Origin of the sequence: Mycolicibacterium agri, assembly GCF_002553505.1 — a bacterium.
In the GTDB taxonomy this organism is placed as follows: domain Bacteria; phylum Actinomycetota; class Actinomycetes; order Mycobacteriales; family Mycobacteriaceae; genus Mycobacterium; species Mycobacterium agri.
On sequence record NZ_PDCP01000019.1, the window covers coordinates 1 to 25,023 of the forward strand.

At 67.5% G+C, this 25,023-nt stretch carries 25 protein-coding genes and 1 pseudogene; 14 read left to right on the forward strand and 12 right to left on the reverse strand.

The features are described 5' to 3' along the window. Positions 1-101: 101 nt before the first annotated feature. A complete protein-coding gene (locus CQY20_RS12525) occupies positions 102-926 on the reverse strand; it encodes an alpha/beta fold hydrolase (RefSeq protein WP_097940414.1) in 825 nt (274 codons plus the stop codon). A 151-nt stretch (positions 927-1,077) separates the two neighbouring features. Here CQY20_RS12525 and CQY20_RS12530 point away from each other — a divergent pair. Further along, positions 1,078-1,443: pseudogene (locus CQY20_RS12530) on the forward strand (malonate decarboxylase subunit alpha); the annotation flags it as partial. 122 nt (positions 1,444-1,565) lie between these two features. Further along, positions 1,566-1,760: a hypothetical protein gene (locus tag CQY20_RS34825; RefSeq protein ID WP_163700189.1), complete on the forward strand. Its 195-nt coding sequence runs from the start codon at positions 1,566-1,568 to the stop codon at positions 1,758-1,760. A 91-nt stretch (positions 1,761-1,851) separates the two neighbouring features. On the opposite strand, the gene CQY20_RS12535 is transcribed toward CQY20_RS34825, so the two are convergent. Together CQY20_RS12535 and CQY20_RS12540 are read right to left on the reverse strand one after the other, a co-directional pair. Beyond that, complete coding sequence (locus tag CQY20_RS12535; RefSeq protein ID WP_097940415.1) at positions 1,852-2,652, reverse strand: flavin monoamine oxidase family protein; 801 nt, start codon at positions 2,650-2,652, stop codon at positions 1,852-1,854. A 3-nt stretch (positions 2,653-2,655) separates the two neighbouring features. After that, positions 2,656-3,627, reverse strand: coding sequence for a hypothetical protein (locus CQY20_RS12540; protein ID WP_234816220.1), 972 nt, complete (start codon positions 3,625-3,627; stop codon positions 2,656-2,658). Positions 3,628-3,904: 277 nt separating this feature from the next. Here CQY20_RS12540 and CQY20_RS12545 point away from each other — a divergent pair, with 277 nt between their 5' ends. Next, the gene (locus tag CQY20_RS12545) at positions 3,905-4,468 is read left to right on the forward strand and encodes a forkhead-associated protein (RefSeq protein WP_097940416.1); all 564 of its coding nucleotides are present in this window, start codon (positions 3,905-3,907) and stop codon (positions 4,466-4,468) included. On the opposite strand, the gene CQY20_RS12550 is transcribed toward CQY20_RS12545, so the two are convergent. Both CQY20_RS12550 and CQY20_RS12555 read right to left on the reverse strand, forming a co-directional pair. Continuing rightward, positions 4,465-5,136 carry a hypothetical protein gene (locus tag CQY20_RS12550; RefSeq protein ID WP_097940417.1) on the reverse strand — a complete coding sequence of 224 codons (672 nt, stop codon included), beginning with the start codon at positions 5,134-5,136 and terminating at the stop codon, positions 4,465-4,467. The two genes, CQY20_RS12545 and CQY20_RS12550, sit on opposite strands and share 4 nt — an antisense overlap. Positions 5,137-5,167: 31 nt before the next feature. Continuing rightward, positions 5,168-6,040 (reverse strand): EamA family transporter, encoded by an 873-nt coding sequence (locus CQY20_RS12555; protein WP_234816221.1) that lies wholly within the window; start codon positions 6,038-6,040, stop codon positions 5,168-5,170. 109 nt (positions 6,041-6,149) lie between these two features. Here CQY20_RS12555 and CQY20_RS12560 point away from each other — a divergent pair, with 109 nt between their 5' ends. Then, entirely contained in the window at positions 6,150-6,968 is an 819-nt protein-coding gene (locus CQY20_RS12560) for a formate/nitrite transporter family protein (RefSeq protein ID WP_097940418.1), read from the forward strand. Here the strand turns inward: CQY20_RS12560 and CQY20_RS12565 are convergent. Further along, the gene (locus tag CQY20_RS12565) at positions 6,965-8,182 is read right to left on the reverse strand and encodes a multidrug effflux MFS transporter (RefSeq protein WP_371871045.1); all 1,218 of its coding nucleotides are present in this window, start codon (positions 8,180-8,182) and stop codon (positions 6,965-6,967) included. The genes CQY20_RS12560 and CQY20_RS12565 overlap by 4 nt on opposite strands. Positions 8,183-8,238: 56 nt before the next feature. Here CQY20_RS12565 and CQY20_RS12570 point away from each other — a divergent pair, with 56 nt between their 5' ends. Both CQY20_RS12570 and CQY20_RS12575 read left to right on the forward strand, forming a co-directional pair. Then, on the forward strand, positions 8,239-8,691 hold the full coding sequence (locus CQY20_RS12570) for a MarR family winged helix-turn-helix transcriptional regulator (protein WP_097940419.1): 453 nt from the start codon (positions 8,239-8,241) through the stop codon (positions 8,689-8,691). Between the two features lie 18 nt (positions 8,692-8,709). After that, positions 8,710-9,672, forward strand: coding sequence for a DNA polymerase domain-containing protein (locus CQY20_RS12575; protein WP_097940420.1), 963 nt, complete (start codon positions 8,710-8,712; stop codon positions 9,670-9,672). Here the strand turns inward: CQY20_RS12575 and CQY20_RS12580 are convergent. Both CQY20_RS12580 and CQY20_RS12585 read right to left on the reverse strand, forming a co-directional pair. Further along, entirely contained in the window at positions 9,660-10,727 is a 1,068-nt protein-coding gene (locus CQY20_RS12580; RefSeq protein ID WP_097940421.1) for a spore photoproduct lyase family protein, read from the reverse strand. The genes CQY20_RS12575 and CQY20_RS12580 overlap by 13 nt on opposite strands. Before the next feature lie 244 nt (positions 10,728-10,971). Continuing rightward, a complete protein-coding gene (locus tag CQY20_RS12585) occupies positions 10,972-12,162 on the reverse strand; it encodes a metallophosphoesterase (protein ID WP_097940422.1) in 1,191 nt (396 codons plus the stop codon). Positions 12,163-12,288: 126 nt separating this feature from the next. Between CQY20_RS12585 and CQY20_RS12590 the strand changes: the two genes are divergently transcribed. From CQY20_RS12590 to CQY20_RS12605, 4 genes are read left to right on the forward strand one after another with little or no spacing between them, the layout of a single operon-like run. Beyond that, a complete protein-coding gene (locus tag CQY20_RS12590; RefSeq protein WP_097940488.1) occupies positions 12,289-12,468 on the forward strand; it encodes a hypothetical protein in 180 nt (59 codons plus the stop codon). A gap of 13 nt (positions 12,469-12,481) precedes the next feature. After that, on the forward strand, positions 12,482-13,687 hold the full coding sequence (locus CQY20_RS12595) for a cupin domain-containing protein (protein ID WP_097940489.1): 1,206 nt from the start codon (positions 12,482-12,484) through the stop codon (positions 13,685-13,687). Then, positions 13,684-14,571, forward strand: coding sequence for a ferredoxin family protein (locus CQY20_RS12600; protein ID WP_097940490.1), 888 nt, complete (start codon positions 13,684-13,686; stop codon positions 14,569-14,571). The genes CQY20_RS12595 and CQY20_RS12600 overlap by 4 nt, the downstream gene beginning before the upstream one ends. Next, positions 14,568-15,482, forward strand: a complete 915-nt coding sequence (locus CQY20_RS12605; RefSeq protein WP_234816222.1) for a ribonuclease Z — start codon at positions 14,568-14,570, stop codon at positions 15,480-15,482. The genes CQY20_RS12600 and CQY20_RS12605 overlap by 4 nt, the downstream gene beginning before the upstream one ends. 4 nt (positions 15,483-15,486) lie before the next feature. Here the strand turns inward: CQY20_RS12605 and CQY20_RS12610 are convergent, their stop codons facing one another. The 3 genes from CQY20_RS12610 to CQY20_RS12620 form a co-directional block, all read right to left on the reverse strand. Beyond that, a complete protein-coding gene (locus tag CQY20_RS12610) occupies positions 15,487-16,593 on the reverse strand; it encodes an acyl-CoA dehydrogenase family protein (RefSeq protein WP_097940424.1) in 1,107 nt (368 codons plus the stop codon). 7 nt (positions 16,594-16,600) lie between these two features. Then, positions 16,601-17,770 (reverse strand): acyl-CoA dehydrogenase family protein, encoded by a 1,170-nt coding sequence (locus tag CQY20_RS12615; protein ID WP_097940425.1) that lies wholly within the window; start codon positions 17,768-17,770, stop codon positions 16,601-16,603. 89 nt (positions 17,771-17,859) lie between these two features. Continuing rightward, positions 17,860-18,579, reverse strand: coding sequence for an NUDIX hydrolase (locus CQY20_RS12620; protein ID WP_097940426.1), 720 nt, complete (start codon positions 18,577-18,579; stop codon positions 17,860-17,862). A 206-nt stretch (positions 18,580-18,785) separates the two neighbouring features. Here CQY20_RS12620 and helR point away from each other — a divergent pair, with 206 nt between their 5' ends. Continuing rightward, positions 18,786-20,996 carry an RNA polymerase recycling motor ATPase HelR gene (gene helR / locus CQY20_RS12625; protein ID WP_174814708.1) on the forward strand — a complete coding sequence of 737 codons (2,211 nt, stop codon included), beginning with the start codon at positions 18,786-18,788 and terminating at the stop codon, positions 20,994-20,996. Positions 20,997-21,018: 22 nt separating this feature from the next. Here helR and CQY20_RS12630 read toward each other — a convergent pair whose 3' ends face one another. Next, on the reverse strand, positions 21,019-21,492 hold the full coding sequence (locus tag CQY20_RS12630; protein ID WP_097940427.1) for a MarR family winged helix-turn-helix transcriptional regulator: 474 nt from the start codon (positions 21,490-21,492) through the stop codon (positions 21,019-21,021). A gap of 130 nt (positions 21,493-21,622) precedes the next feature. Between CQY20_RS12630 and CQY20_RS12635 the strand changes: the two genes are divergently transcribed. Genes CQY20_RS12635 through CQY20_RS12645 form a run of 3 tightly spaced genes read left to right on the forward strand, consistent with a single transcriptional unit; the run spans position 21,623 to position 24,998 of the window. Then, a complete protein-coding gene (locus CQY20_RS12635) occupies positions 21,623-22,642 on the forward strand; it encodes a glucose 1-dehydrogenase (protein WP_234816223.1) in 1,020 nt (339 codons plus the stop codon). A gap of 2 nt (positions 22,643-22,644) precedes the next feature. Next, positions 22,645-24,453 (forward strand): glycoside hydrolase family 15 protein, encoded by a 1,809-nt coding sequence (locus tag CQY20_RS12640; RefSeq protein ID WP_097940428.1) that lies wholly within the window; start codon positions 22,645-22,647, stop codon positions 24,451-24,453. Between the two features lie 23 nt (positions 24,454-24,476). Further along, positions 24,477-24,998, forward strand: a complete 522-nt coding sequence (locus CQY20_RS12645; RefSeq protein WP_097940429.1) for a hypothetical protein — start codon at positions 24,477-24,479, stop codon at positions 24,996-24,998. Positions 24,999-25,023: the final 25 nt, after the last annotated feature.

The window sequence follows — 25,023 nt, forward strand, 5'->3', positions numbered from 1 at the left end:
CCTCACCCCCTCCCCTCCAACGGCCAACCCCCCCCAACGCCCAAACCGACATTTGGGCGCAAAAGTGCGAGTAATTCACGCCATTTCGTCGATCTCGGCGCTCAGGACTGGATGAACTCCAGCAGGTCGGCGTTGATCGTGTCGGCGTGGGTCGTCGGCATGCCGTGTGGAAAATCCTTGTAGGTCTTCAGAATTCCGTTGGGCAGCAGTTCGGCCGACTTCGGCCCAGCCGCGACATAGGGCACGATCTGATCGTCCTCGCTGTGCATGACCAGCACCGGCAGGGTGATCTTCTTCAGATCCTCGGTGAAATCGGTCTGCGAGAACGCGACGATGCCCTCATAGTGCGCCTTCGCGTCGCCCATCATTCCTTGCCGCCACCAGTTCGCGATGATCGCCTCCGAGGGCTCCACGCCGGGCGGGTTGAAGCCGTAGAACGGTCCCGACGCCAGCGAGCGGTAGAACACCGACCGGTTGGCCGCCAACTGCGCCTGCAGATCGTCGAACACCTCTTTCGGTTGCCCCTCCGGGTTGGCGTCGGTCTTGACCATCAGCGGCGGCACCGCGCAGACCAGCGCCGCCTTGGTCGCGCGACCCTGCCCGTGCCGGGCCAGATAGTGCGCCACCTCCCCGCCCCCGGTGGAGTGCCCGACGTGGATCGCGTCGTGCAGGTCGAGGTACTCGACGACGGCGGCGAGGTCGTCGGCGTAGTGGTCCATGTCGTGGCCGTCGGCGACGTGACTGGACCGTCCGTGGCCACGGCGGTCGTGGGCGATGACGCGGTATCCCTTGGACAAGAAGAACAGCATCTGGGTGTCCCAGTCGTCGGCTGTCAGCGGCCAGCCGTGGCTGAACACGATGGGTTGGCCCGATCCCCAATCCCTGTAGAAAATCTCGACACCGTCGCTGGTGGTGACCGTAGGCACGCTTCCCCCTTCTGCTCGCGGCCATCCCGCCGATGGCCGGGCGGACTCGTTCGGCATAACTTTGGCACGGATTCGGCCTTTACACCGCACCAACCGGTGCGTCACGATTGGCCAGCGGTTGTCGTCCGGCGACGCCTATGCCGACGGCAAAATGGTCAATCCCGTCCAACGGGCCAACCTGCTGCATGACGTCATCCGGCCGGGCGATCGCGTCGCGCTGGAAAGCGACAACCAGAAGCAGGCCGACTTCCTGTCCCGAACCCTCGCCGACTGCGACCCGCAGCGCCTGCACGACCTCGACATGCTGATCTCGTCGGTGTCGCGGCCCGAACACCTCGACCTGTTCGAACGAGGCATTGCCACCACCCTGGACCTCGCCTTTGCCAGCTCGCAAAGCGTGCGCATCGCCCAGATGGTCGAGGACGGATCGGTCCGCATCGGCGCGATCCACACCTACGTCGAGCTCTACGCGCGCATGTTCACCGACCTCGCACCCGACGTCGCCCTGCTGTGCGCGTCGCGTGCGGACCGCGACGCCAACCTCTACACCGGCCCCAACACCGAGGACACGCCGCGCTCGCGGCTGTGCACCTCCGCGGTGAGTCCATGCGGGCCGCGTGCGCCGGGAAAGACTGGGGCATGGCCGCCGTCACCGGCGGATTGCCGACGCAATCGGCCGCGAAGCTTGCGCAGCGGGTGGCGACACCGGAGGATCCGCTGTGGGGGGCGAACATCAACAGTGCGACCGAGACGATGCTCGGCGGCACCGCTAAAGCCATTGCCGCAGCTAAAGATTCCGCGAGACGGGAGGGGCGTTCGAGCGACTCGACATGACGGTGGCATCCCACGGCCCCATCCAGAATGACACCGCACACGCGCTGCACACGCACTTCGCCGGGGTCACGCGCCGACGGCCGACCTGCCGCTACCTGACCAACGCGGGCAGACGAAGCGCCGGCACCGCGGAAGCCGTGCTGAGCGGAAGGGTGACGACCGCATGCGACGCACTCTCAGCAGACCCGTCGGCACAACCGACATGCACACTGTCGCCGCGAACCTCGACCGACGACACCTCGATGCCTGTCCGGATGTCGAGTCCACGCGCCAATGCGCCGATCACCGAACGGTATCCGTCGCGGGGCAGGTCACCGAACAGGTCGCCCTCGAACACCTCATCGGTCGCCACGTAGCGCAGCGACTCGTTGTCGGCGCGATCGGCGGCGTCGGCCTCCACTTCGGCCAGCAGTTCCTGCCGCAGTCGCCGCGCGACCGCACCCGTGTGACCCCGGTCAGCGATGAACGCGTCGATGCCGTCGAGCGCGGTGGCGTCGGGTTCGAGCCGAAAACCCAAGGCTTCGATGCCATCCCAGAACGCATCGGCCTCGGTCAGGATGTCCTTCTCGAGTTCGTCGCGGCCGAGTCGCCGCCGCTCGGCTTGGTCATAGGCCGACAGTGACGGGATCGGATCACCCGGGTCACGAAGGATCCCGTGGGAATCGCACAGCGCCGTCAGCGGATTGCCGATCGGGTGATGGATCCACGAGCCGCCAGGGTCGACCGGTGTGCCCGCGAGATCGATGGTGTGCAACCGCCCGCCGATCCGGTCGCGCGCCTCCAGCACCACGCACGTGACGCCGGCCTGGCTCAACCTCGTCGCGGCCGCCAGCCCCGCGATACCGGCACCGACAACGATGACCCTATCCACGGGCCCGACGATTTCGGTCACCGTCTACTCCGCGGCGTCGTCGAGCCCGCTGCGCAGCAAATCCCAGGCCAGACGCCTTGCCTCCGCGGCTCTTTCCTGCATCAGCCGCTGCGCCTGCGAAATGCGATCGGGCTGCGAAGTGCGCCCGTCGACGATGTCGGCCGAAACGTCTTGCGCCACACCGATGGCCATCAGCACGGCCTCGTTGACGCCGGTGAGCGCCTGATGAAGACGGTCGTCGTCGACGATCCTGTGGGCGTTGGCGATCTCGATGGAGAAGTCGTGCACCACCTGGCCGATCTGCTCGAAGATCGGCCGCATCGCCTGCTCCCGCTCGGATCGGTCCGCGGCCGTCAGAATGCTCGCACCGCGGTCCCACAGCGTTGCCAGCGCCTGGGTGTGCTCGCCGACGCTGCGCGACACTTCGATAATCGCTTGTCGCTGAAGCTGATTGCGCAGATGACGGTGTTCTGTCTGCGCCTGCCGATGCTGCCCGTCCAGCTCGGCGCGGTGCAACCGCTGCTGGCTTTGCAGGTCGGCCTCATGGCGCTTCTGTTGGCTTTCGAGTTCGGCCGCATGGAGCTTCTGTTGGCTCTCCAGCTCGGCCTTGTGCCGCTGCTTCGCGACGTCGAGTTCACGGGCCATGCGCTGGTGCGCGGCGAGCACCTCGGTGCGCAATCGCTCGGCGGCCGCGGCGGCGCGCTGATTGGCCTGACGCTGGATGCTGGCGGTCTGCCACAGTGACACCAACGCAAGGCAAAGCACGCCCGCGCCGAAAAACCAGTCCGCCTTCGAACCCACCTCGCCGGGGGCGAGCAGGATGAACCACCCGATGGCGAAACCGCCCGCGGCACCGCACGACAGCCAGCCGATACCGCGCCAGCCGTCGATCGCAGCGAACCATCCGCCGCCCGATTCTGGCGGCTGCGCCGAGCTTTGCACTGTGCTGCGTTGTTCCGTCTCGCCCGCGGTGGTGGATTCGACCAGTCCGGTCATCTGGACCTCCCGTTTCCGCCCCAGCCCGCCGGTGCCGCGGGTACAGACTAGGACCGCACCGCGCACCATCTTCACACCGTCGCCCGCGTTCGGCTGCCCCGAGGTTCGGCCGCACGCCGACGCTGCAGGTCACGCCGCAGGGCCTGGACTCGCCCTGACGCGTCGCGTCGACGCCCGCTAGGGTCAACGCGTGCTCAAGTCGAGCGGGGCGACGGAAAAGCACGCTTCGCCGGCTGCTTACCGCTGATGGAACCGACCGGAAAAGATTCGAGGGCCCATGGGACAACCCGCGCCACAAGATGATTCGTCGATCATTGTCAGTCTCTCTGCGGCGGCGATGCACATGTACAACGCCGCGATCGACGCGTTGCCGTTCGCCGAGGACAAGAAGTTCCACAAGCGCGCCGACGTCGTGCTCGACGGGATGCGCAAGCTGCGCGCCGCGTTGGCCGATGCGGCAAGCAGCGCAAGACCGTCACCCTCGGTCATCGTTGAGCTCAGCAATGTTCGTCGGCGTTACGACTCGTTGATGGAGCACGCCGCCGCCGCGCCGGGGTCGAGCCTGGGCCAGCAGCTGTACGTGACGCGCATCCACGCCAAGCTCTCCGCGGAAGAGGTCGCCAGCAGCGCCGGGCTGAGCCCTGAGCGGCCGGATGAACTCGAGGCGGGCGCGCAACCGTCCGATGAGGAAGTCGCAAAGATTCGCGAGGTCATCGACGCGCTCGGCGGAGTGCCTGGCACCGAGCATCTGCAGTACCAACAGCCCGAGCACCACGAGCCCGAGCACCACGACGAGTCGCACATCAACGGCGAGGAACTCGTCGAGGAGAACGCCAGCTAGGCGTCGAGTTCGCCTGCAATGCCGCGTTCGATCGCGGTCCTGGTGCGCTCCGGCAGCACGATCAACCCGTCGAGTTCGCGGCGCGCGACGTCGAAGGCCTTCTCACGCTCCTGCGGTGTGGCGGCGGAGTCGGACGCGATCCGCAATGCGCTGTGCGCCCGCGACAGCCGTTGCTGCTCTTCCCGCGAGAAGTCGCTGCGCCGCCTGCGGAACGCCTCGGACTCGGCGACGTCGAACGCCGTCACGTACTCCTCGACGGCGTCCAGATACTGACGGGCGGCCTCACTGTCGGCGAGCAGGTCGGCCGGGTCGGCGGGGCGGTGCAGGTCGGCCCGCAGCTTGGCGCGGTGGAACCGCTGGGTGAACGGGTCGCGCATGTCGGTCATCAGCGGATAATCGAGCAGCTTGCTGATGTCGAGTTCGTAGTCGAGCCAGCGGGTGTCGGTGCGGTCGTGCTCGCGCACCGCCCGCTGTATCGCCTGCCATTGGGCCGTCTTGGACGTCCGCTCCTGCCGAGGTGCCGACGGCGCCGACAGCGCCGGATCGGTCGGGGCGTCGTCGCTGCGGTTGCGGGCCTTGGTGATCGCCTTTGCTCCGGCGTAGAACACGCCGATCAGCGGGACGATGACGATCAGCAGTTCGACGAGGCGGACGATGAGCAACCCCATTCCGCCAGAATGCCACCGCCGCGGGCGTGGTTCAGATCGACTGCCGTGCTTCGGCTCGCGATTCCGGCGACTCGCGGGCGCTCAGCACCAGCGCGGCGACGACCATCGAGACGCCGACGACCTCCGGCGCGGTCGGCACCTGCCGCAGCACCGCGAGGCCGATCAGGGTCGCGGTCGCGGGCAGCAGCGCGAGCAGCAGTGCGAACTTCGCGCTGCCGATGCCGACCAGCACCACTTGATCGAGGGCGTACGGGATGGCCGTCGACAACAGGCCGATGCACAGGCCCAGAAGCCAGGTCCGCGGCTCGGCGAACACCGACGCGTCGATGCGGGCTTGCGGAACGAGGACGGCGGGCGCCAGAACAACTGCGGCCAGCGCCATCCCGACCGCAAGGGAGTCCAGGCCGTCGCCGGTGTCGGCGACCCGCTTGCCGAGCAGGATGTAGCCCGCCCACATCGCGGCCGACAACAGCGCGAACAGCACCCCGGTGAGGTTGGCCTCGAATTCCACTCCGGCCAGCAGCAGCACACCCGACGCGGCCAGCGCGACGGCCGCGAAATCACGTCGCCTGCGCGACCCCAGTGCGGCCACTGTGGTCGGGCCGATGAACTCGATCGCGACGGCCGTGCCGAGGGGGATCCGGGCGATCGCCTCGTAGATGGAGATGTTCATCGCGACGGTCACCAGGCCGAACATCGCCGCGGCGAGCACCTGCCGCCGGGTCCATCGGCGCCGCCACGGCCGTCGCCACGCCATCAGCGCGACCGCCGCCGCCGTGGCGCGCAGCCAGGCCACCGTCGCCGGTTCGGTCGTCTCGAACAGGAACACGCCGATCGCGGCGCCGACATACTGCGAGATGGCCCCGACGACGAAGACGAGCGGAATCGACCATCCCGGCAACACAGCTCGCGCCGTCAACGGCAGCGGTGCGGGCAGACGACCATGCGCCGGACCCTAACGCGCGTCGTCGCGCGTGGTTCCGCCACCCGTATGTGGGGTATTCCGCCACGTCATGAGCAGCACAACCCGACGTGAACTGGGCGACACCGACAGCCCGATGGAAGACGAGCTGGAACACGCCTTCCAGCGAATGATCGCCGAGGGCACGCAACGGCTGCACCGCAGTTGGCGCGAGGTGTTGGTGACCGGGTTCTTCGGCGGCACCGAAGTCGCCGTCGGCGTGCTCGCCTATCTGTCGGTGTTGCACGCTACCCACAATCAGCTCCTCGCCGGGCTGGCGTTTTCGATCGGGTTCCTGGCGTTGATGCTGGGCCGCAGCGAGCTGTTCACCGAAGGGTTCCTGATCCCGGTGACGACCGTGGCCGCCAAACGCGCAAACGCCGGCCAGCTGCTCAAGCTGTGGAGCGGAACGCTGATAGCCAACCTCGTCGGCGGTTGGGCGATCATGTGGCTGGTCATGCGGGCGTACCCGAAGCTGCATCAGCAGACGATCGAATCCGCCACCCACTTCGTCGCCGCGCCCGTCACCGCGGAGACCATCGCCTTGGCGCTGCTCGGCGGAATGGTCATCACGCTGATGACCCGAATGCAGCACGGCACCGATTCGGTCACCGGCAAGATGGCGGCCGCTGTCGCGGGTGCCTTCCTGCTCGCCGGTTTACAGATGTTCCACTCGATCCTGGACTCGCTGCTGATCTTCGGCGCCTTGTCCACCGGCGTCGCGCCGTTCGGATATCTCGACTGGCTCAGCTGGTTCGGTTACACCGTCGTCGCCAACATCGTGGGCGGGCTGGGGCTGGTGACCCTGCTGCGGCTGCTGCGGAGCAAGGACCGGCTGCAGGACGAGCGGGAAAGCGCGGAGGAGTCCTAGACCGTGACCCGTTCGCGGGTCAGCACCAGCAGCGCCGTCGCCGCGATCGACGCGGCGGACAGCATCGCGATCGCCATCGGGATTGCGCTGTGATCTCCCGCGACACCCACCAACGGCGCCATCGCCGCGGCCAGCCCCGCCTGCAGCGCACCCAGCACGGCCGAACCGCTGCCCGCCACGTGCCGCACCTCGTCGAGCGCCAGTGCCGTCGCGTTGGCGACCATCAAACCCAGGCTGGTGACCGCGCACCACAACAACGGCAGCGTTGCCCACAGCACCGGGCCGAGCACGGCGTCGACGACGAGCAGCGCGGAGAACAGCACGAGCAGGCTCACGCCGAGGTGCAGCAGCCGCCGCTGCCCGAAGCGCCCGACGATCCGAGCGTTGATGGCGTTCATGCCGACCAGCCCCACGGCGTTGCTCGCGAACGCGAACGAGAATGCCAGGGGCGAGAGCCCGAGCACGTTCTGCAGCACGAACGGTGACGCGGCGATGTAGGAGAACATCACCGCGAACCCGAACGCGAACGTCAGCGCGTAACCGACGTAGCGGCGATGGGTGAACACCGATCCGGCGTCGCGCAGCATCGCGATCAGCCCGCCGGTGGTGCGGCGCTCGGGCGGATGCGTCTCGCCGAGCACGACGCTCACGCCGACGAACATCGCCACCGCCAGCCCGGTGAGGATCCAGAAGACGCCGCGCCAGCCGATGTAGTCGATCAACGTGCCGCCGATGAGCGGTGCCACCACCGGCGCTGCGCCGTTGATGATCATCATCACGCTGAAGTAGCGCGCCGCCGCCGCCCCGCGGGCGCGGTCGGAGATGACGGCCCGGCTCAGCACAACGCCCGCCGCGCCGCTGAAGCCCTGCAGGAACCGGAACGCGGTCAGCAGTTGGATGCTCGGCGCCAGGGCGCACGCCGCGCCTGCGGCGACGCAAACGGCGGTGCCGATCAGCATGAGCCTGCGCCTGCCGAGCCGGTCCGAGAGCGGCCCGATGAACAGCTGCCCGAGCGCGAGGCCGACCATGAACGCCGTCAGCGTCAGCTGGATCGCCGACGCGGACGTGCCGAACTCTTCGGCCATCTGCGGGAAGGCAGGCAGGTACATGTCGATCGACAACGGAGCGACCGCGGTCAGCAGGGCCAGAACGCCGAGCCAACTCAGGGGTATCGCGGCCGAGCTCGCGCCGATGTCGCCGGTGCGTGCGGGCAAGGGCAACCTCTCACTAGTTATAGACTTATAGCTATTTTTAGAGCTACTGTAGCGGAGTGAACTCCGCCGATGTACGCGCGAGGGCACGTGAGGTTCGCGACATCGCCGACTCCGTGCGGGCGGTGGTCTGGTCGCTGCGCCGCTTCGGGGAGCGTCAGATCGGCCTCGAACCGCTACCGCATTCGGAGTTCGAGGTCATCCGCACCGTGTCCGACCACCCGTCGATCACGGTGTCCGACGTCGCCCGGATGCTCGGACTACAGCCGAGCAACGTCAGCACGACGGTGCGCCGCCTTGTCGACCGTGGCCTGATCGAACGCTCCCCCGACGCGCGCGACGGCCGGTCGGTGCGGTTGCGGCTGACACCGAAGGCGACCAGGCACAAGAAGATGATCGAGTCGGTGTGGGTCGACGGTGTGCGCGAGCAACTGCACGCGATGACGCCCGACGAGGTGGACCTGTTGGTCAAGGCCGCGCCGCTGTTCCGCAGGCTCGCGTCGATGACATGACCGCATAGGCTGACCGGCATGGGCGCCTGCCAAGAGGAAGAGCGCGCCGGGGTGCGGTTGACCAACCTCGATCAACCGTTGAGCCCGGACGCCGGTGCCACCAAGCGCGACCTGGTGGACTACCTCGACGCCGTCGCCGACCGGATGCTGCCCGGTCTGAAAGGCCGACCGCTCACCGTGCTGCGGGTGCTGCGCGGGCAGAAACCGTTCATGCAGAAGAACGTGCCCAAGTACACGCCGGAGTGGGTCAAGACGACGACGATGTGGGCCGACTCGTCGCAGCGCCAGGTGCGCTATGCGCTGTGCGACGACCGCGCGACGCTGTTGTGGTTCGCCAATCAGCGCTCCGTCGAATACCACCCGACGCTCGGGCTCGCCGACAACATCTACCGGCCGACGCACATGGTGCTCGATCTGGATCCGCCCGGCGACGACGACTTCGCCGCGGTGGTGGCCGTCGCGAACCTGGTCCGCCGCGCACTGGCCGACTGCGGTCTGGCGGGCGCGCTGAAAACCAGCGGTGCCAAGGGAATTCACGTCTTCGTGCCGATCGACGACTCCGCACCGGTGGACGACGTGGCTGCGGCGACGCGCGCGTTGGCGGCCAGGGCGGAGGCACTCGACCCGGAGATCGCCACGACGGCGTTCATCGTCTCCGACCGCGGCGGCAAGGTGTTCGTCGACTCCACCCGTGCGGGCGGTGCGACTGTCGCCGCCGCCTACAGCCCGCGGCTGCGGCCGGGCACACCGGTGTCCTTTCCGGTGAAGTGGTCGGATCTGGATCGCATCAACCCCGCGGATTTCACCGTGCACACCGCGATCGAGCAACTCGGCGACTGCGATCCGTGGGCGGAGACGATGCCTGAACCCCAGCGACTGCCAACGGATTTGATCGAACACGGCCGCACCATTCCGGTCGCGCGGGTGGCGGCCATGCACGAAGGCAAGCGGCGCGCGCGGGCCCGTCGTCAGAAGGCGTAGCGGATCCGGCAGCTGGGCAGTTTCTCGGCGATCAGGTCGGTGAGCTGACCCACCCAGCGGCCCTTCCACGGGCTCTTGTAGCGCACGTTCTGTTGCCCGCTTTCGCTGCGCTTGACCTGTTGCAGGTCGGGCCGCCACAGCAGGTCTTCACCCTTGGGGTGCCAGCCGAGGTTGACGTCGTGCAGGCCTTCGTTGTGGGTCAGGTAGATGATCTCGGCCGCCAACTGCGCCTTGGTGCGGTCGTTCGTGCCGTCGGCGATCTGCTCGAGTAGTTGCGCCCAGTCGGCCAGCCAGTTCTCGTGCACGATGACCGGGCTGAAGTTGAGGTGGACCTCGTAGCCGGCTTCGACGAAGTCGTCGATGGCGGCGATGCGGTCGGCGACCTTGTCGGTGCGGATGTCGACGAGGCGCGACGTGTTCTGCGGCATCAGGCTGAACCGGATCCGGGTGCCGGCCCGAGGGTCGTAGGTGAGCAGGTCGCGGTTGACGAGCTTGGTGGCGAAGCTGGCCTTGGCGTTGGGGATGCGCGCGAACAACTCGATGAGGTCGGCGACGTTGTCGGAGACCATAGCGTCGACGGAGCAGTCGCTGTTCTCGCCGATGTCATACACCCAGTCGACGGGATCGCACTGATTGGGCGCCGGCTTGACGCCCTGGCGGGCGGCGTGGCGTTCGAGATAGCCGAGGATCTTGTCGATGTTGGTGAAGACCGTGATCGGGTTGGCGTAGCCCTTGCGGCGCGGAACGTAGCAGTACGAGCAGGCCATCGCGCAACCGTTGGCCGTCGACGGCGCGATCCAGTCGCTTGACCGCTCGTTGCGGCGCGCCGACAGGCTCTTCTTCTCGCCGAGCACCAGCACTTCACGTTTGTTGCGGACCCAGTCGGAGACGTTTCCCTCGTTGCCGTACAGGCCGGGGATCGCTTGATGCGAGAGGACCTCGATGCGCTCGGCGTCCGGGAACCGGTCGAGCACTTCCCGCGCGCGGGCGAAGCGCTCGATCTCGGGCTCGTGGTAGATCCTCTTGATGTCGAGGAGACGGTCGGCGAGCGTCACGCTGCCGTCAACGAGTGATCTTGAGCGAGTGTTCCGGTCGACGGTCAGGCTACGAGTTCGTCAGAAGCCGCGTGCTCGCACGACGTGCACACCTCGTCCTCGATGTTGAACTCACCACAGGTCGGACAAATGAAGGGAATCATCGTGCGCCGCCTTTCGGACTAGAAGTGGAAGGTCACACCGACGTCTTCAGCGTTGCGAGGTTGTTACCCAACGCCGTCGCAAGTAAAACGTCGCGACCGATTCAGCCGGCGCGGTGAAGCGTCAACACCGTGATGTCCGGTGGTGCGCCGACCCGCACGGGTGGGCCCCAGAAACCGGCGCCGCGGGTGACGTAGAGCTGGGTGCCGTTCACCGTGGACAAGCCGGCGAGCGCGGGCTGCGCGGCTCGCACGATGTAGTGGAAGGGCCACATCTGGCCGCCGTGGGTGTGCCCGGACAGCTGCAGATCCACCCCGCGCTTGGCGGCGTCGGTGACTTGAACCGGTTGGTGCGCAAGCAGAATCGTCGGCCGCGACGTGTCCACGCCTGCCAGCGCGCGGTCGAAGTCCGGCGGGTCGGACTGGTCACCGCCTGCCAGATCGTTGACGCCGGCAAGGTCGAACGCCGCCGCGCCGCGCCGTATCGCGGTGTTCTCGTTGCGCAGCGGCTGCACGCCGAGCCGGTCCAACTCACGCAGCCATGATGCGGTGTCGTCGACGAAATACTCGTGGTTGCCGGTGACGAAGAACGCGCCGTCGCGGGCGGCCAGATCCTGGAGCGGCTCCGCCGCCGCGCCGAGTTTGTCGACCGTGCCGTCGACCAGATCGCCGACGATGGCGACGAGGTCCGATTCGGTCTCGTTGATGGTGCGCACGATCCGCTCGGCATGCGACCGGCCCGCGAGTGGGCCGAGATGGATGTCCGACACCACGGCGATGCGGAAGCCGTCGAACGCCGGGTCGAGCCGACGCAGCGCGACCGGCAGCCGAGTCAGCTGCGGCGGTCCGAGCGCACTGGCCATCCCGACACCGACGAGCCCGACCGACGCCGCGCCCGCCACGGCCGCGCCTGCCCTGGCGATGAACACGCGCCGGTTGATCGCCGACTCCTCTGACTTCGCAGACTCCACCGGCAGCATTTCCGCCGTGGCACGCGTCCGCCTCCGTAACGCGACCCACAGGACGAGCCGCACCGGCTCGAGCACGAGCAGGGTGAGAAACAGGTACACGAGCAGGCCGAACCAGACGAACCCTGGCCACGCCACCCACGGCGACTCCGGCAGGCCGACGAGCTTTGGCAACACCAGCGCCGCGACAAGCACCAGAAGCATCACCACGAGCGCCGCCGTGAGCACCCGCCGCATGCGTCCGCGCGCAGTCGTGTCCTTGATCAATCTCTTCCAGACGTAGAGGTGCATCGCGCCGAGGACCGTGCCGAGGATGACGATGAACAATGCACGTCCTTCAAGGTTCGGCGATGCGAGAGGTCTGTTTCGTATGATCGCGCTCCGGCAACACTGCTCCGCAGGTAGCCGCAGCAGCCCATTATGGAGGACGGCTACACCGGAGAAAGGATCACGATGGCGCTAGACGATGACGACATGACCACATCGAGCGGTGGCGGTGAAGGGGTTGCCGACGGCGGGTCGAACCCGAGCGGCCACGACGGCGGAGCAGACGGCACCGCGGGCGGCGAAGGCCCGGCCGACGGCGGCTCCAACCCCGAAGGCCACGACGGCGGAGCCGACGGAACAGCCTGACCGCAATTCGGCGCTGAGCCGCTGCATAGCGACCGACCCCCAGACATTCGCCACGCGCTACTGGGGGACTCGGCCGTTGCTCAGCCCGGCCTCGGCGCTTCCCCGCGACTTCGGCGATCTGCTCTCCCCTGAGACAGTGGATGAGTTGATCGCCGAGCGCGGGGTTCGCGCGCCTTTCATCCGGTTGGCCAAAGAGGGCGACGTGCTGGCCAAGGACTGCTACCTCGGCCCGGCCGGCTTCGGCGCCGAGATGCCCGACCAGATCGACTCGGGCAAGGTCGTGACCCAATTCGCCTCGGGCGCAACGATCGTGCTGCAAGGGCTGCATCGGCTGTGGCCCCCGCTGATCGACTTCGCTCGGCGGATGGTCGACGATCTGGGCCATCCCGTGCAGGCGAACGCCTACATCACGCCGCCGACCAACCGCGGCTTCGATCCCCATTACGACGTGCACGACGTGTTCGTCCTGCAGGTGAGCGGCCAGAAGCGCTGGATCGTGCACGCCCCTGTTCACCACCATCCGCTGCCGTCACAACCGTGGACGCAGCACCGAGGCGCCATCGCCGCGCGTGCCACCGAGGAACCGGTCATCGACACGGTGCTGTCCGAAGGCGATGCGCTGTATCTGCCACGCGGATGGGTGCACTCGGCACAGGCCCTCGATACCACGTCCATCCACCTCACCATCGGTGTCTCGCCGCTGACCGGTGTGGACGTCGCGCGCGCGGTGGTCGATCAGTTCAGCGCCGACGAAGCCTTCCGCAAGTCGCTGCCGCCGAGCGGCGACCCCGTCGACCGGGATGAGATCATCGCGACGGTGACCAAGGTGATGGCGGAGATGGTGGACGCGCTGCGTGACGATTCGGCGGCGATCAGCGCCGGCACGGCGGACCAGTTGGTGCGCAGGCACGCCGAGCGCACCCGACCGGTGCCGGTCCCGCCGCTCGCAACGCTGGAGGCGGTCGAACGCGCCGACACCGTCACCGTCCAGTGGCGGCACGGTCTCGTCGCGGCCCTCGAACGGGCGGGCGAACGCGTCGTGCTGCGTCTACCAGACAAGGTGATGACGTTTCCCGACTCGTGCGCCGATGCGGTCACGGCACTGCACCACGGGCAGGTCGTCGACGCGCACAGCGTGCCCGGCCTCGACCACGCCGACGCGACGGTGCTGATACGCCGACTGCTTCGAGAGGCCGTCGTGGTGCCGGTACACGGATGACCGCGCCAAGGCGGCAGCCGTGTAGCGACCAGTCGCTGGCCCGCAACGACCCGATGTACGGCACCGCATCGGCGGGCCTCTCCTGGGTTCTGCTGGAATTGCCTGGCGCATGGGGCCATTCGGCGTTCTTACAATCTCCCGGCGTCATCGACCCGCAGCTCGGCCGCGCGATCGTCCGCCGTGTCGAGTCGGAGAGGATGCGGATCGCAGCGATCCGACGGCACGGCCGCCGTGCCGAGGCCAGGCGGTGGCGGTGGTTCATCGCGGATTCCCGCGAGGGCAGCGAGGCGCTGTACTGCGGGGAGGTGAGCGACCCGCGCGACTACCTCGACCTGGCCCTCGACGGCGGCGACGGGCGGTTGTCGACCGATCCCGTCGTGGCCGTCTGCGCGCACGGCAAGCACGATCAGTGCTGCGCGGTCCGCGGCCGCAGCGCGTGCGCGGCGATCGCCAAGGAGTATCCCGAATTCACCTGGGAGTGTTCGCATTTGGGTGGCGACCGATTCGCCGCGACAATGCTTGTGCTGCCGGAAGGGCTGTGCTACGGCCGGGTCGACTTGGCCGATTCGGCCGAACTGGTGCGGCTCTACCTCGACGGCAGGCTGGACAACAGATTTCTGCGCGGGCGCACGTCGCTGCCGCACGCGGTGCAGGCCGCGCAGTACTTCGTGCGGGAGGCCTACGGCGACGACCGCATCGCGAGCCTGTCACCACTCAAGGTCGTCCGCGAAGAGCACCACATCCGGGTGGTGCTGCGCGGCGACGACGGGCCGATCGAGGTCATCCTCAACGAGGAGATGTCGGAACCGCTTCTGTCGCAATGCCATGCGAAGGTGACCGGCCAGGTACGGATCTTCACGCTGGCGTCGATCGCGGCACCGTGACACGGGAACTGGTCGTACTGGGCACCTCGAGCCAGGCGCCGACGCGATACCGCAACCACAACGGCTATCTGCTGCAGTGGGACGGCGAGGGCATGCTGTTCGATCCCGGTGAGGGGACACAGCGGCAGATGCTGTTCGCAGGTGCGTCCGCAACCAGCGTGACACGCCTGTGCCTCACGCATTTTCACGGAGACCACTGCCTGGGTGTGCCAGGCGTCATTCAACGCATGTCCCTCGACGGGGTGACGCGCCCGGTGTACGCGCATTTCCCCGCGGCCGGCGGCGAATACTTCGCGCGGCTGCGCCACGCCAGTGTTTTCTACGACCGCGTCGACGTGCGCGAACAACCCGTCGAGTTTGACGGTACCGTCGCGACAGGCGATTTCGGTGTGCTCACCGCCTTGCGCCTTGAGCATCAGATCGAGACCTTCGGCTACCGGCTGGTCGAGCCCGACGGTACGCGCTTCGTGCCGGAGTTGTTGTCCCGGTTCGGGATCAGCGGACCTGCTGTGGGCGATCTGCAACGGGCCGGCTCGATCAGCGTCGGCGGCCGGGTCGTCGAGTTGTCGGACGTCACCGCGTCGCGCCCAGGACAGCGCTTCGCGTTCGTCATGGACACCCGATTGTGCGACGCGGTGTATGCACTGGCCGACCGGGCGGACATGTTGGTGATCGAGGCGACGTTTCTCGAGCAGGAGGTCGAATTGGCGCGCAGGTACGGTCATTTGACGGCCCGGCAGGCGGCGCGGGTGGCCGCCGAATGCGGCGTGCGCACCTTGGTGCTCACGCACTTCTCGCAGCGGTATCAGGACGCCGCACAGCGCTACCGCGACGAGGCGGCCGACGTGTTCGACGGTGACCTGGTCATCGCACGGGACCTGATGCGGGTACCGGTGCCCAAGCGGCGGTAGGCCGCTACAGCGATACGGTTCCGTACGAGCCGATGTTCGCGACGAGTGTGCGCAGGTGGTCTTCGGTCGTTCCGAAGGTGTTGCCGATGGCGGTGATTCGTGCGGCGTAGTGCCCGACCGGATATTCGGCGGTCATGCCGATGCCGCCGTGTAGTTGGATGGCCTCCTGGGCGATGTGACGACCGGAGCGTCCGATCTGCAGCTTGGCTCTGGCGGCGACGACGGGGTCGAACCGTCCGTCGGCGATGGACATGGCGGCGTAGTAGTTCATGCTGCGCGCCAACTCGAGCGACACGTACATGTCAGCCGCGCGCTGTGTCAGGGTTTGGAACTTGCTCAGCGGAACACCGAATTGCTTTCTGCTGGTGAGATATTCGGTGGTAAGCCGCAGCGACTCCTCCATCGCTCCGACCGCCTCGGAGCACAGCGCGGACTGGAACCGGATGACCGTGCGGGCGATCTGCTCGCCTGCGTCGCCGCCCTCGCCCAGGGGAGTTGCGGGCGTGGCGTCGAAGTCGAGCTGGGCGCCGCGGCGGCCGTCGAATGACCGGTAGAGTTGCCGCGTGACCGCCGCACCGTCGACCAGGAACAGCCCCGCACCACCGTCGGGAAGGGCGGCGGTCACGACCACGGTGTCGGCCGAATCACCGGCCGCCACAGTGCTTTTACGACCGGTCAGCGTCCAAGCGTCGCCGCTTCGGCTGGCCTTGGTGCTCAGTTCACCCGTCGGCACGCGGAGACCGGGTTCGGTGTGCGCAAACGCCAGCAGCGCGCCGCCCGTCGACACGTCGTCAAGCACCTGCTTCTGCGCGTCGGTGCCCAGCTCGGCGATCAGCCCGCCGGGGATCAGCGCTGCCTGCGCCACCGGTTCTGGCGCGAGCCGCCTGCCGATCTCGGTCATCACGACCATGATCTCGATCTGCCCCGCCTCGCCGGGGTCGAAGCCAAGGCCCAGCAGACCCACCTCGGCCAACTGGTTCCAGACGTCGCGGCTCCAGCCGGGCTCGCCTGCGGTGACTTCGTTGTAGCGCGCGATGTCGTAGTTGCGGGACAGCACCTCGCGGGTGACGTCGCGCAGCAGTTCTTGTTCCTCGGTCAGGTCGAAGTCCACGGTCGGCTCACAATCCCAGAATCGTCGACGCAATGATGTTGCGTTGAATTTCGTTGGTACCGCCGAAGATCGACGTCTTGCGGAAGTTCAGGTAGCGGGGCGCGGCCTCCCGCATCCACGGCGGTGCGTCGATGTCGCCGTCGGTGGGCAACGCATCCGGCCCGGCCACTTCCACGAAGAGCTCGGTCGCAGCCTGTTGCAGCTGGCTGCCGCGCAGCTTGAGAATCGACGACGCCGGGTTCGGCTTGCCGTCGGCCTCCGACCCGCTGACCCGCATCTGGGTCAGCTCGAGCGCCAGCAGGTCGTTCTCCAGCTCGGCGACGCGGGCGGCGAACAGCGGGTCCTCGAGCAGGGTGGCGCCGTTGACGCGCACCTGGGCGGCGCGCTCCTTGACCTGGGAGACCCACAGCTTGGTGTTGCCGATGCGGGCGATGCCCGTGCGTTCGTTGCCGAGCAGGAACTTCGCGTAGGTCCAGCCCTGGTTCTCCTCGCCGACCAGCTGATCGGCGGGGATGCGCACGTCTTCGAAGAAGACCTCGTTGACCTCGTAGCTGCCGTCGATCAGCTTGATCGGGCGCAGCGTGATCCCCGGCGTGGACATCTCGGCGAGCAGGAACGAGATGCCGGCCTGCTTCTTCGGGGCGTCGGGGTTGGTGCGCGCCAGCAGGAAGATCCAGTCGGCGTACTGGCCGAGCGTGGTCCACGTCTTCTGGCCGTTGATGACGTAGGTGTCGCCGTCGCGCACCGCGGTGGTGCGCAGCGACGCCAGGTCGGAGCCCGCCTCGGGTTCGGAGAAGCCCTGACACCACCAGATGTCGAGGTTGGCCGTCGGCGGCAGGAACCGCTCCTTGAGCGCTTGGGAGCCGAACTGGGCGATGACCGGGCCGACCATCTTGGCGTTGAACGGCAGCGGTTCGGGGACACTTGCCAGCTGCATCTCGTCGAGCCAGATCTGCTGCTGCAGCGGCGTCCAGTCTTTGCCGCCCCACTCGACCGGCCAGTTCGGCACGGCCAACCCGTTCCGGTGCAGGATGCGCTGCGTGGTGACCAGGTCATCGGGATAGTTGAGCTCGCCCTCGCGGGCTCGTTCGCGGATGTCGGCGGGGATCTCGGTGGTGTAGATCCGCCGCAGTTCCTCCCGGAACGCGACGTCGGAATCGCTCAACGCTAGTTTCACGGCCTGCCCCGTTCGTAGTGGTGCGCTGCGCCGGCTCGGCGGCCGGACAGTCCCACCAGTGTGCCTCGTGCGTCTGTTGTACCCGCCGGCTACTTCCAGGCGAACACCGGTTGCTCGAGTTGATCGACGGGGTCGGGTCGGCCCTCCAGCCCGAGCCAGCGCAACTGCAGCAGCACGGCGCCGGTCGGCGCGTGGATCAGGTCATGGCCGAGCGGGATCTGCACGACGGGACGCGGGCTTTCCGGGATCGAGATGAACCGCGGCGAGTCGTCGCGCAGTAGCTGGTGCAGCCCGACCCGGTAGACGGCCACCACTTCGTCGGGGGCGGGCCGCGGTTCCAGGCGACCGCCGCCCCAGATCACCACCGGGGTGATGACATAACCCGACCGGGTCGGGTAGTCGTCGAGCAGACCGAGCACCGTGGAGCCGGGCAGGTCGACGCCGACCTCCTCGTGCAGTTCGCGCAGCGCCGCGTCGACGACGGTCTCGCCGCGGTCGAGGCGGCCGCCGGGCAGCGCCCACTGCGCGGCGTGCGACGAGAGGCGAGATGCCCTGCGGCACAACAGGAAAGCGGCGCCGCCGGAGACGTTGACCATGCGGCCGTCGAGGCCGGCCAGCGCCATTTCGCGTCCGCCGTTCCAGTCGTCGACGTCGACAGGGTCCACCCTGTCTTCACCGACTTCGGAGTCGACGAGGACGACGGCGACGGCCGCGTGCCGCTTCGTCGGATCGGTCAACGCGCGGCGATCGTGACCGGATAGGTTTGCGCGAATCTGTGCGCGCAGCGCCTCGTCGTAGGTGATCGTCACCGCTTGACCATAAGTTGGGCGGGGCCGGGTCCGGTCGCAGGCCCCCGACATGACCCAGAGGCAGCCCAACAAACGGCCCAACAAAAAAGGAAGGGTTTGTTCGCCCTTCCAGCGACATTTTATCGCGGACATGGGGGCTTGCGGCAAGGCCGGGGTGGGGGCGCACAATCGCTGGCCTGGCTCGAATTCGATGCAGATGGGGGCACGTGTCAACCAAGGACTACGAGGACGAACTGCGCTCTGAGCGCGACTACGTCGCAGGCCTCTACGCGCGGCTGGACGCCGAACGCGCGCGAGTGGCCGACAGATACCGGGCGGCGTTGCGCAGCCCGGTCGACCCCGCAAACGGCGGCACGCTGGTCGAGCGCGATGCCGAGGTACGCGCCATGGCCAAAGAGGCGACCCGGCTGAACGTCGCCGACAACGGCCTGTGCTTCGGTCGGTTGGACGCCGTCACCGGCGAGCGGACTTACGTCGGCCGGATCGGCATCTTCGACAAGGACCGCGACTACGAGCCGCTGCTCATCGACTGGCGGGCGCCCGCAGCACGGCCGTTCTACACCGCGACGGCCGCGACGCCGCTGAACATGCGCCGCCGCCGCCAGTTCCACACCAGGGGCCGGCGGGTGTTGGGCTACACCGACGAGGTGCTCGGCCGGCCGGGCGAGGCCGAGCTCGGCGGCAGCGAGGACGCCGCGCTGCTCGCGGCGGTCAACGCGCCGCGTGGTGAGGGCATGCGCGACATCGTCGCCACCATCCAGGCCGAGCAGGACGAGATCATCCGCTTCGACCATCCGGGTGTGCTGGTGATCGAGGGCGGCCCCGGTACGGGCAAGACCGTGGTGGCGCTGCACCGCGTCGCGTATCTGCTGTACACGCAGCGCAAGAGGATCGAGAACCACGGCGTGCTCGTCATCGGGCCAAATGCGGCGTTCCTGCGGCACATCGGACGTGTGCTGCCGTCGCTGGGTGAGACCGACGTGGTGTTCATGACCACCGGCGATCTGGTGCCCGGCATGAGCATCACCGCCGAGGACACCCCGCAAGCCGCACGGCTCAAGGGCTCGCTGGACATCTTGGATGTGCTGGCGGCCGCGATCGCCGACCGGCAGCGGCTGCCCGAGGAGCCGATCGTCATCGAGCTTTCCGACGTCACGGTGCGCATCGACGCTGAGACCGCGCAGTGGGCGCGCGAGGAAGCACGCGCCAGCGGCAAGCCGCACAACCAGGCGCGTGAGGTGTTCGCCGAGATCGTCACCTATGTGCTCACCGAGCGGGCGATCGCGAAGATCGGTCGCGGCTGGCTGACCCGCGAGGACCGTCAGGCCTGGGAGCAGGTGCGTGCCGACCTGCTCGAGGAGTTGACCGAACACGAGGCGTTCACCGCTGCGCTCGATGAACTGTGGCCGATCCTGACGCCGCAGTCGCTGCTGTCGTCGCTGTACACGTCGCCCGACCGGCGCAGTGCCGCGGGCGCCGATCAGGCGTTGTGGCGCGCCGACGGTGAAGCGTGGACGGTGTCGGATGTGCCGCTGCTCGACGAACTCGTCGACCTGCTCGGTCCCGACAAGCCCGTCGACGACACCGCAGAGCGGCGGCGTCGCGCCGAGGCAGCGTATGCCGCGGGCGTGCTGGAGCTGATGGTGCGTCGCGAGGATTTGATGGACGACGAGGATCAGCTGCTCGCCACCGACATGCTCTACGGCGAGGACCTCGCGGACCGTTTCGTCGAACGCGACACCCGCGGGCTCGCCGAACGTGCTGCCGCGGACCGTGATTGGACCTATCGGCACGTCGTCGTCGATGAGGCGCAGGAACTCTCCGAAATGGATTGGCGGGTGTTGATGCGCCGCTGCCCGAGCCGGTCCTTCACCGTGGTCGGTGATCTCACGCAGCGCCGGTCGGTTGCCGGTGCGACGTCGTGGGGTGCGATGCTCGACCGGTATGTGCCTGGCCGCTGGGTGTATAAGCCGCTGTCGGTGAACTACCGCACGCCTGCCGAGATCATGTCGGTGGCCGCAGCGTTGCTCGCCGAGTTCGCGCCAGACGCCACGCCGCCGGAGTCGGTCCGCACTACCGGGGTGCAGCCATGGAGCCGCCGCGTCGGCAGCGCTGAATTGGCCTCTGCCATCGAGGAATTCGTTTCCGACGAAGCGGGGCGTGACGGGACCAGCGTGGTGATCGGCCCGCCGGGTGTGCCCGGTGCGGTGCCGCCGTCGCAGACCAAGGGCCTGGAGTTCGACGCCGTCCTGGTGGTGGAGCCGGACCGGATCCTTGCCGAAGGGCCGCGCGGGGCGGCCGACCTGTACGTCGCGCTCACCCGCGCCACCCAACGCCTCGGCGTCGTGCACACGAACCCGCTGCCCGCGGTGCTGAACAGGTTGATCCCGGCGACAGATTCAGCGGCAGTGTCGTAGGACGGCGCGGCGAGACGGGCCGTCACACCAACGCGTGGTCGTGGTCGGCCCACGGTTCGCCTGCGATAGCGGCGAACTCGTTCAGCGCTGCGGCCAGTCGCTCGCGCTCACGCGGCGTCATCTGGCGCAGGATGCCTCGAATCGCGCTGCGGCGATGGCGTATCACCCGTTCGATGAGGGCCTGCCCTTGTGAGGTCAGGGTCAGGGTGATGTGGCGGCGATCCGCCGGGTCTTCGCGGCGGTCGATCATCCCGATCCGCAGCAGTCGATCGCAGATGCGGCTGGCGTTGGAGGGGCTTACCCGCAGGCCTTCGGCGACGGTGCTGAGATTCATTCCGCCTCGCGTCGCGATCATCATCATCACCCGCAATTGCGGAACGGTCACCACGTCGTCCACCTCGGCGATGGAAGCCGCGCTGATGCCAACCAACGCGCGAGCCGCCCGCATCACCGCTTCGACGTGCTCTTTCGACACCCCACCGTCGCGTCCCGCCATTGCAAGACCTTTCTGCGAGTCTCGGATCAACTGTTACCTAAGCGCAACTATTTTAGGTTTGCAACTAATGCGGACCGGCAAGTCTTCGTTCATGTTGGCTTTGACCGTACAGCCGAACACGGCTGACTCATTGGACGTTGGCGTCGTTGACGACCCGGCACCGAAGCCCGGGGAACTCCTGATCGACGGCTTGGCCGTCGGTGTCTGCGGAACTGACAAGGAGATCGTCGAGGGCTCCTACGGTTGGCCGCCGCCGGGCCACGACCGGTTGGTGCTGGGCCACGAGTCGCTCGGTCGGGTGGCCGCCGCACCGCCCGACAGTGGTTTCAATGAGGGTGACCTCGTCGTCGGAGTGGTGCGCAGGCCGGATCCGGTTCCGTGCGCGGCGTGTGCCCACGGCGAGTTCGACATGTGCCGCAACGGTCGTTACACCGAACGCGGGATCAAGGAACGTGACGGTTACGGCAGCCAGCGCTGGACCGTCGAAAGCGATTTCGCGGTCGCCCTGCCACCTCACCTGGTCGACGTCGGCATGCTGCTGGAGCCGACCACGGTGGTCGCCAAGGCCTGGGAGCAGGTGTATCGGGTCGGCGAGCGGGCCTACTTCGACCCGCAACGCGTACTGGTCACCGGTGCCGGACCGATCGGCCTGCTCGCCGGACTGCTCGCGGTGCAGCAGGGCCTCGATACGCACATCCTCGACCGCGTCACCGATGGACCGAAGCCCGGCATCGTCGAAGCGCTGGGCGCCACGTATCACCACGACGACATCGACGACGTCGCGCCCCGCCTCGAACCGGATGTGGTCATCGAGGCGACGGGCGCTGGTCCGGTGGTGTTCGGAGCCATCGCAGCGACCGCGACCTACGGAATCGTGTGCTTGACGGGGGTCTCGCCGGGCGGCCGTCGGTTGCGAATCGACGCGGGCGCCATCAACCGGGATCTGGTGCTGGAGAACGACGCGGTGGTGGGATCGGTCAACGCCAACCTCCGTCACTATCAGCGCGCCGTCGAAGCGCTCGGCGACGCCGACAAGGACTGGTTGGCGAGTCTGATCACCCGCAGAGTCCCGTTGCAGCGGGCGGCGGAAGCCTTCACATCGCAGCGCGACGACGTGAAGGTCGTCATCACCCTCGACGACGCGCACTGATCGTGGCGCACATCGAGGACTATGCCCTGCTGGGCGACCTGTACACGGCCGCGCTGGTGAGTCGTGCCGGTTCCATCGACTGGCTGTGCCTGCCCCGCTTCGATTCACCGGCATGTTTCGCCGCGTTGCTCGGTGGACGCGATGCCGGCCGCTGGTGTGTGGCACCAGCCGCAGGGGGCGCGTCGACCCGCCGCCGCTACCGCGAGGATGCGCTGATACTCGAAACCGAGTGGGACACCGAGGACGGCTGCGTCAGGCTCATCGACTTCATGCCGCCGCGCGGTGTCGCCGCCGACGTGGTCCGCATCGTCGAAGGTGTGAGCGGCTGCGTGCCGATGGAGATGACACTTCGGCTGCGTTTCGACTACGGCCACGTCGTGCCGTGGGTGCGGCGACGATACGGCGGGCTTTCGGCCATCGCCGGACCCGATGCGGTCTACCTGCGTACACCGATACGCACGCGGGGTGCCGATCTCACCACGTTCGCCCAATTCACAGTGGCGCAGGGACAACGGATTCCGTTCGTGCTGACTCATCAGCTGTCCCATCTGCCCGCACCGGATCCGGTCGATGCCGAGGATGCCTTGCGCGACACCGAGCGATGGTGGCAGCGCTGGATGTCGCAGTGCCGCTACACCGGTCGTTGGCAAGCCCAGGTGCGTCGGTCCCTGATGCTGCTCAAGGCGCTGACCTACGCGCCGACCGGCGGCATACTCGCCGCCGCGACCACCTCCCTGCCGGAGCAGATCGGCGGGCCGCGTAACTGGGACTACCGATACTGCTGGCTGCGCGACGCCACCTTCACGTTGCAAGCCCTTCTCGGCACAGGGTTCGTCGACGAGGCGCGCGCGTGGCGGGAGTGGCTGATTCGAGCGGTGGCAGGCGATCCCTCCGATCTTCAGATCATGTACGGCCTCGACGGCAGACGCCGCCTCCCCGAGACGGAGATACCGTGGCTGGCAGGCTACCGGGAATCCGGCCCTGTCCGCATCGGCAATGCGGCCGCCGCGCAACTGCAACTCGACGTCTGGGGAGAGGTGCTCGACGGGTTGCACTTGGCGCGGGAGTCAGGCCTGCCCTGCGACGATACCGCGTGGGACATCCAACGGGCCCTGCTCGACTTCCTGGAGGGCAACTGGACTCGACCCGATCACAGCTTGTGGGAGATGCGCGGGCCTGCAAGGCACTACGTGCATTCGAAGGTGATGGCGTGGGCGGGGGTCGATCGGGCGGTACGCACCGTCGAGCACCACCACCTCCCCGGACCACTCTACGAATGGCGGTCATTGGCGCGCCGGATCCACGAGGACGTGTGCACTCACGGATTCAACGCTGAGCGTGGGTGTTTCACGCAGTCCTACGGCTCGGATCAGCTCGATGCGGCGTTGCTGTTGATGCCGCGCGTCGGCTTCCTGCCGTGGACTGACTACCGCATCATCGCCACCGTGGAGGCGATGCGTGACGAGCTCACGCAGGACGGCTTGCTGCTGCGGTATCGACCCGAGAAGTCCGACGACGGTCTGCCCGGCGGCGAGGGGGCCTTCCTCGCGTGCAGCTTCTGGCTGGTGGACGCGCTGTGCGGGATCAAGAGGCACGACGAGGCAACGGCGCTCTTCGAACGGCTGCTTTCCCTGCGCAATGACGTCGGAATGCTCAGCGAAGAGTTCGACCCCCATACGGAACAGCAGCTGGGGAACACGCCGCAGGCATTCAGTCTGGTCGGTCTGATCAACAGCGCGCGCCAGCTGAGCGGACACCACACGACCACGAGCTTTCGCGCACGCCGCCAGAACCTGCACTCAGGGAACTGACCATGCAACAGAGGACAATTCCCGTGACGTCACACCGCGACGCTGTCCAAGCCTTCGACACATACGGCCTGGTGCGGGTCAGCGAGAACCCCGTGCGCTATCGCAGCGGTCGGTGGCTGCTGGTGGCGCTGGGTGTCGGTTATGTCGTCGCGGGAGCGCTGCTGGTGTGGCGTCAATCGGGATTTGTGCTGTGGCCCAGACTATCTCACGGCAGTATGGTACTGCTCTACGGCATGGTGGCCATCCTCGCTGCCTCTCGGCGACCAACGGCAGTGTTGTTCACCGCAGTGTCTGCCGCCGCGACCATGATGCTGGTCATCATCAGCTCCGTCGCCGTGCTGCACGGCACGAGCCTGTTGGGACTCGGCACCGGGGAAATCCTGTTCTTCGGCGTCCTCGGCGCCGTCAACCTGGCACTGCTGATGTGGCTGTGCCCCGACGCCGTGCAGGGCACGGTGTGGCGATACCGCCGCGACCGCCCGGAATATTCATTGTTACATAGCAATAATTGCTATAGCGCAAATAGAAGCGTACGAAGGAATTGACGCCGCCTCCGAACACTTCTGGAGA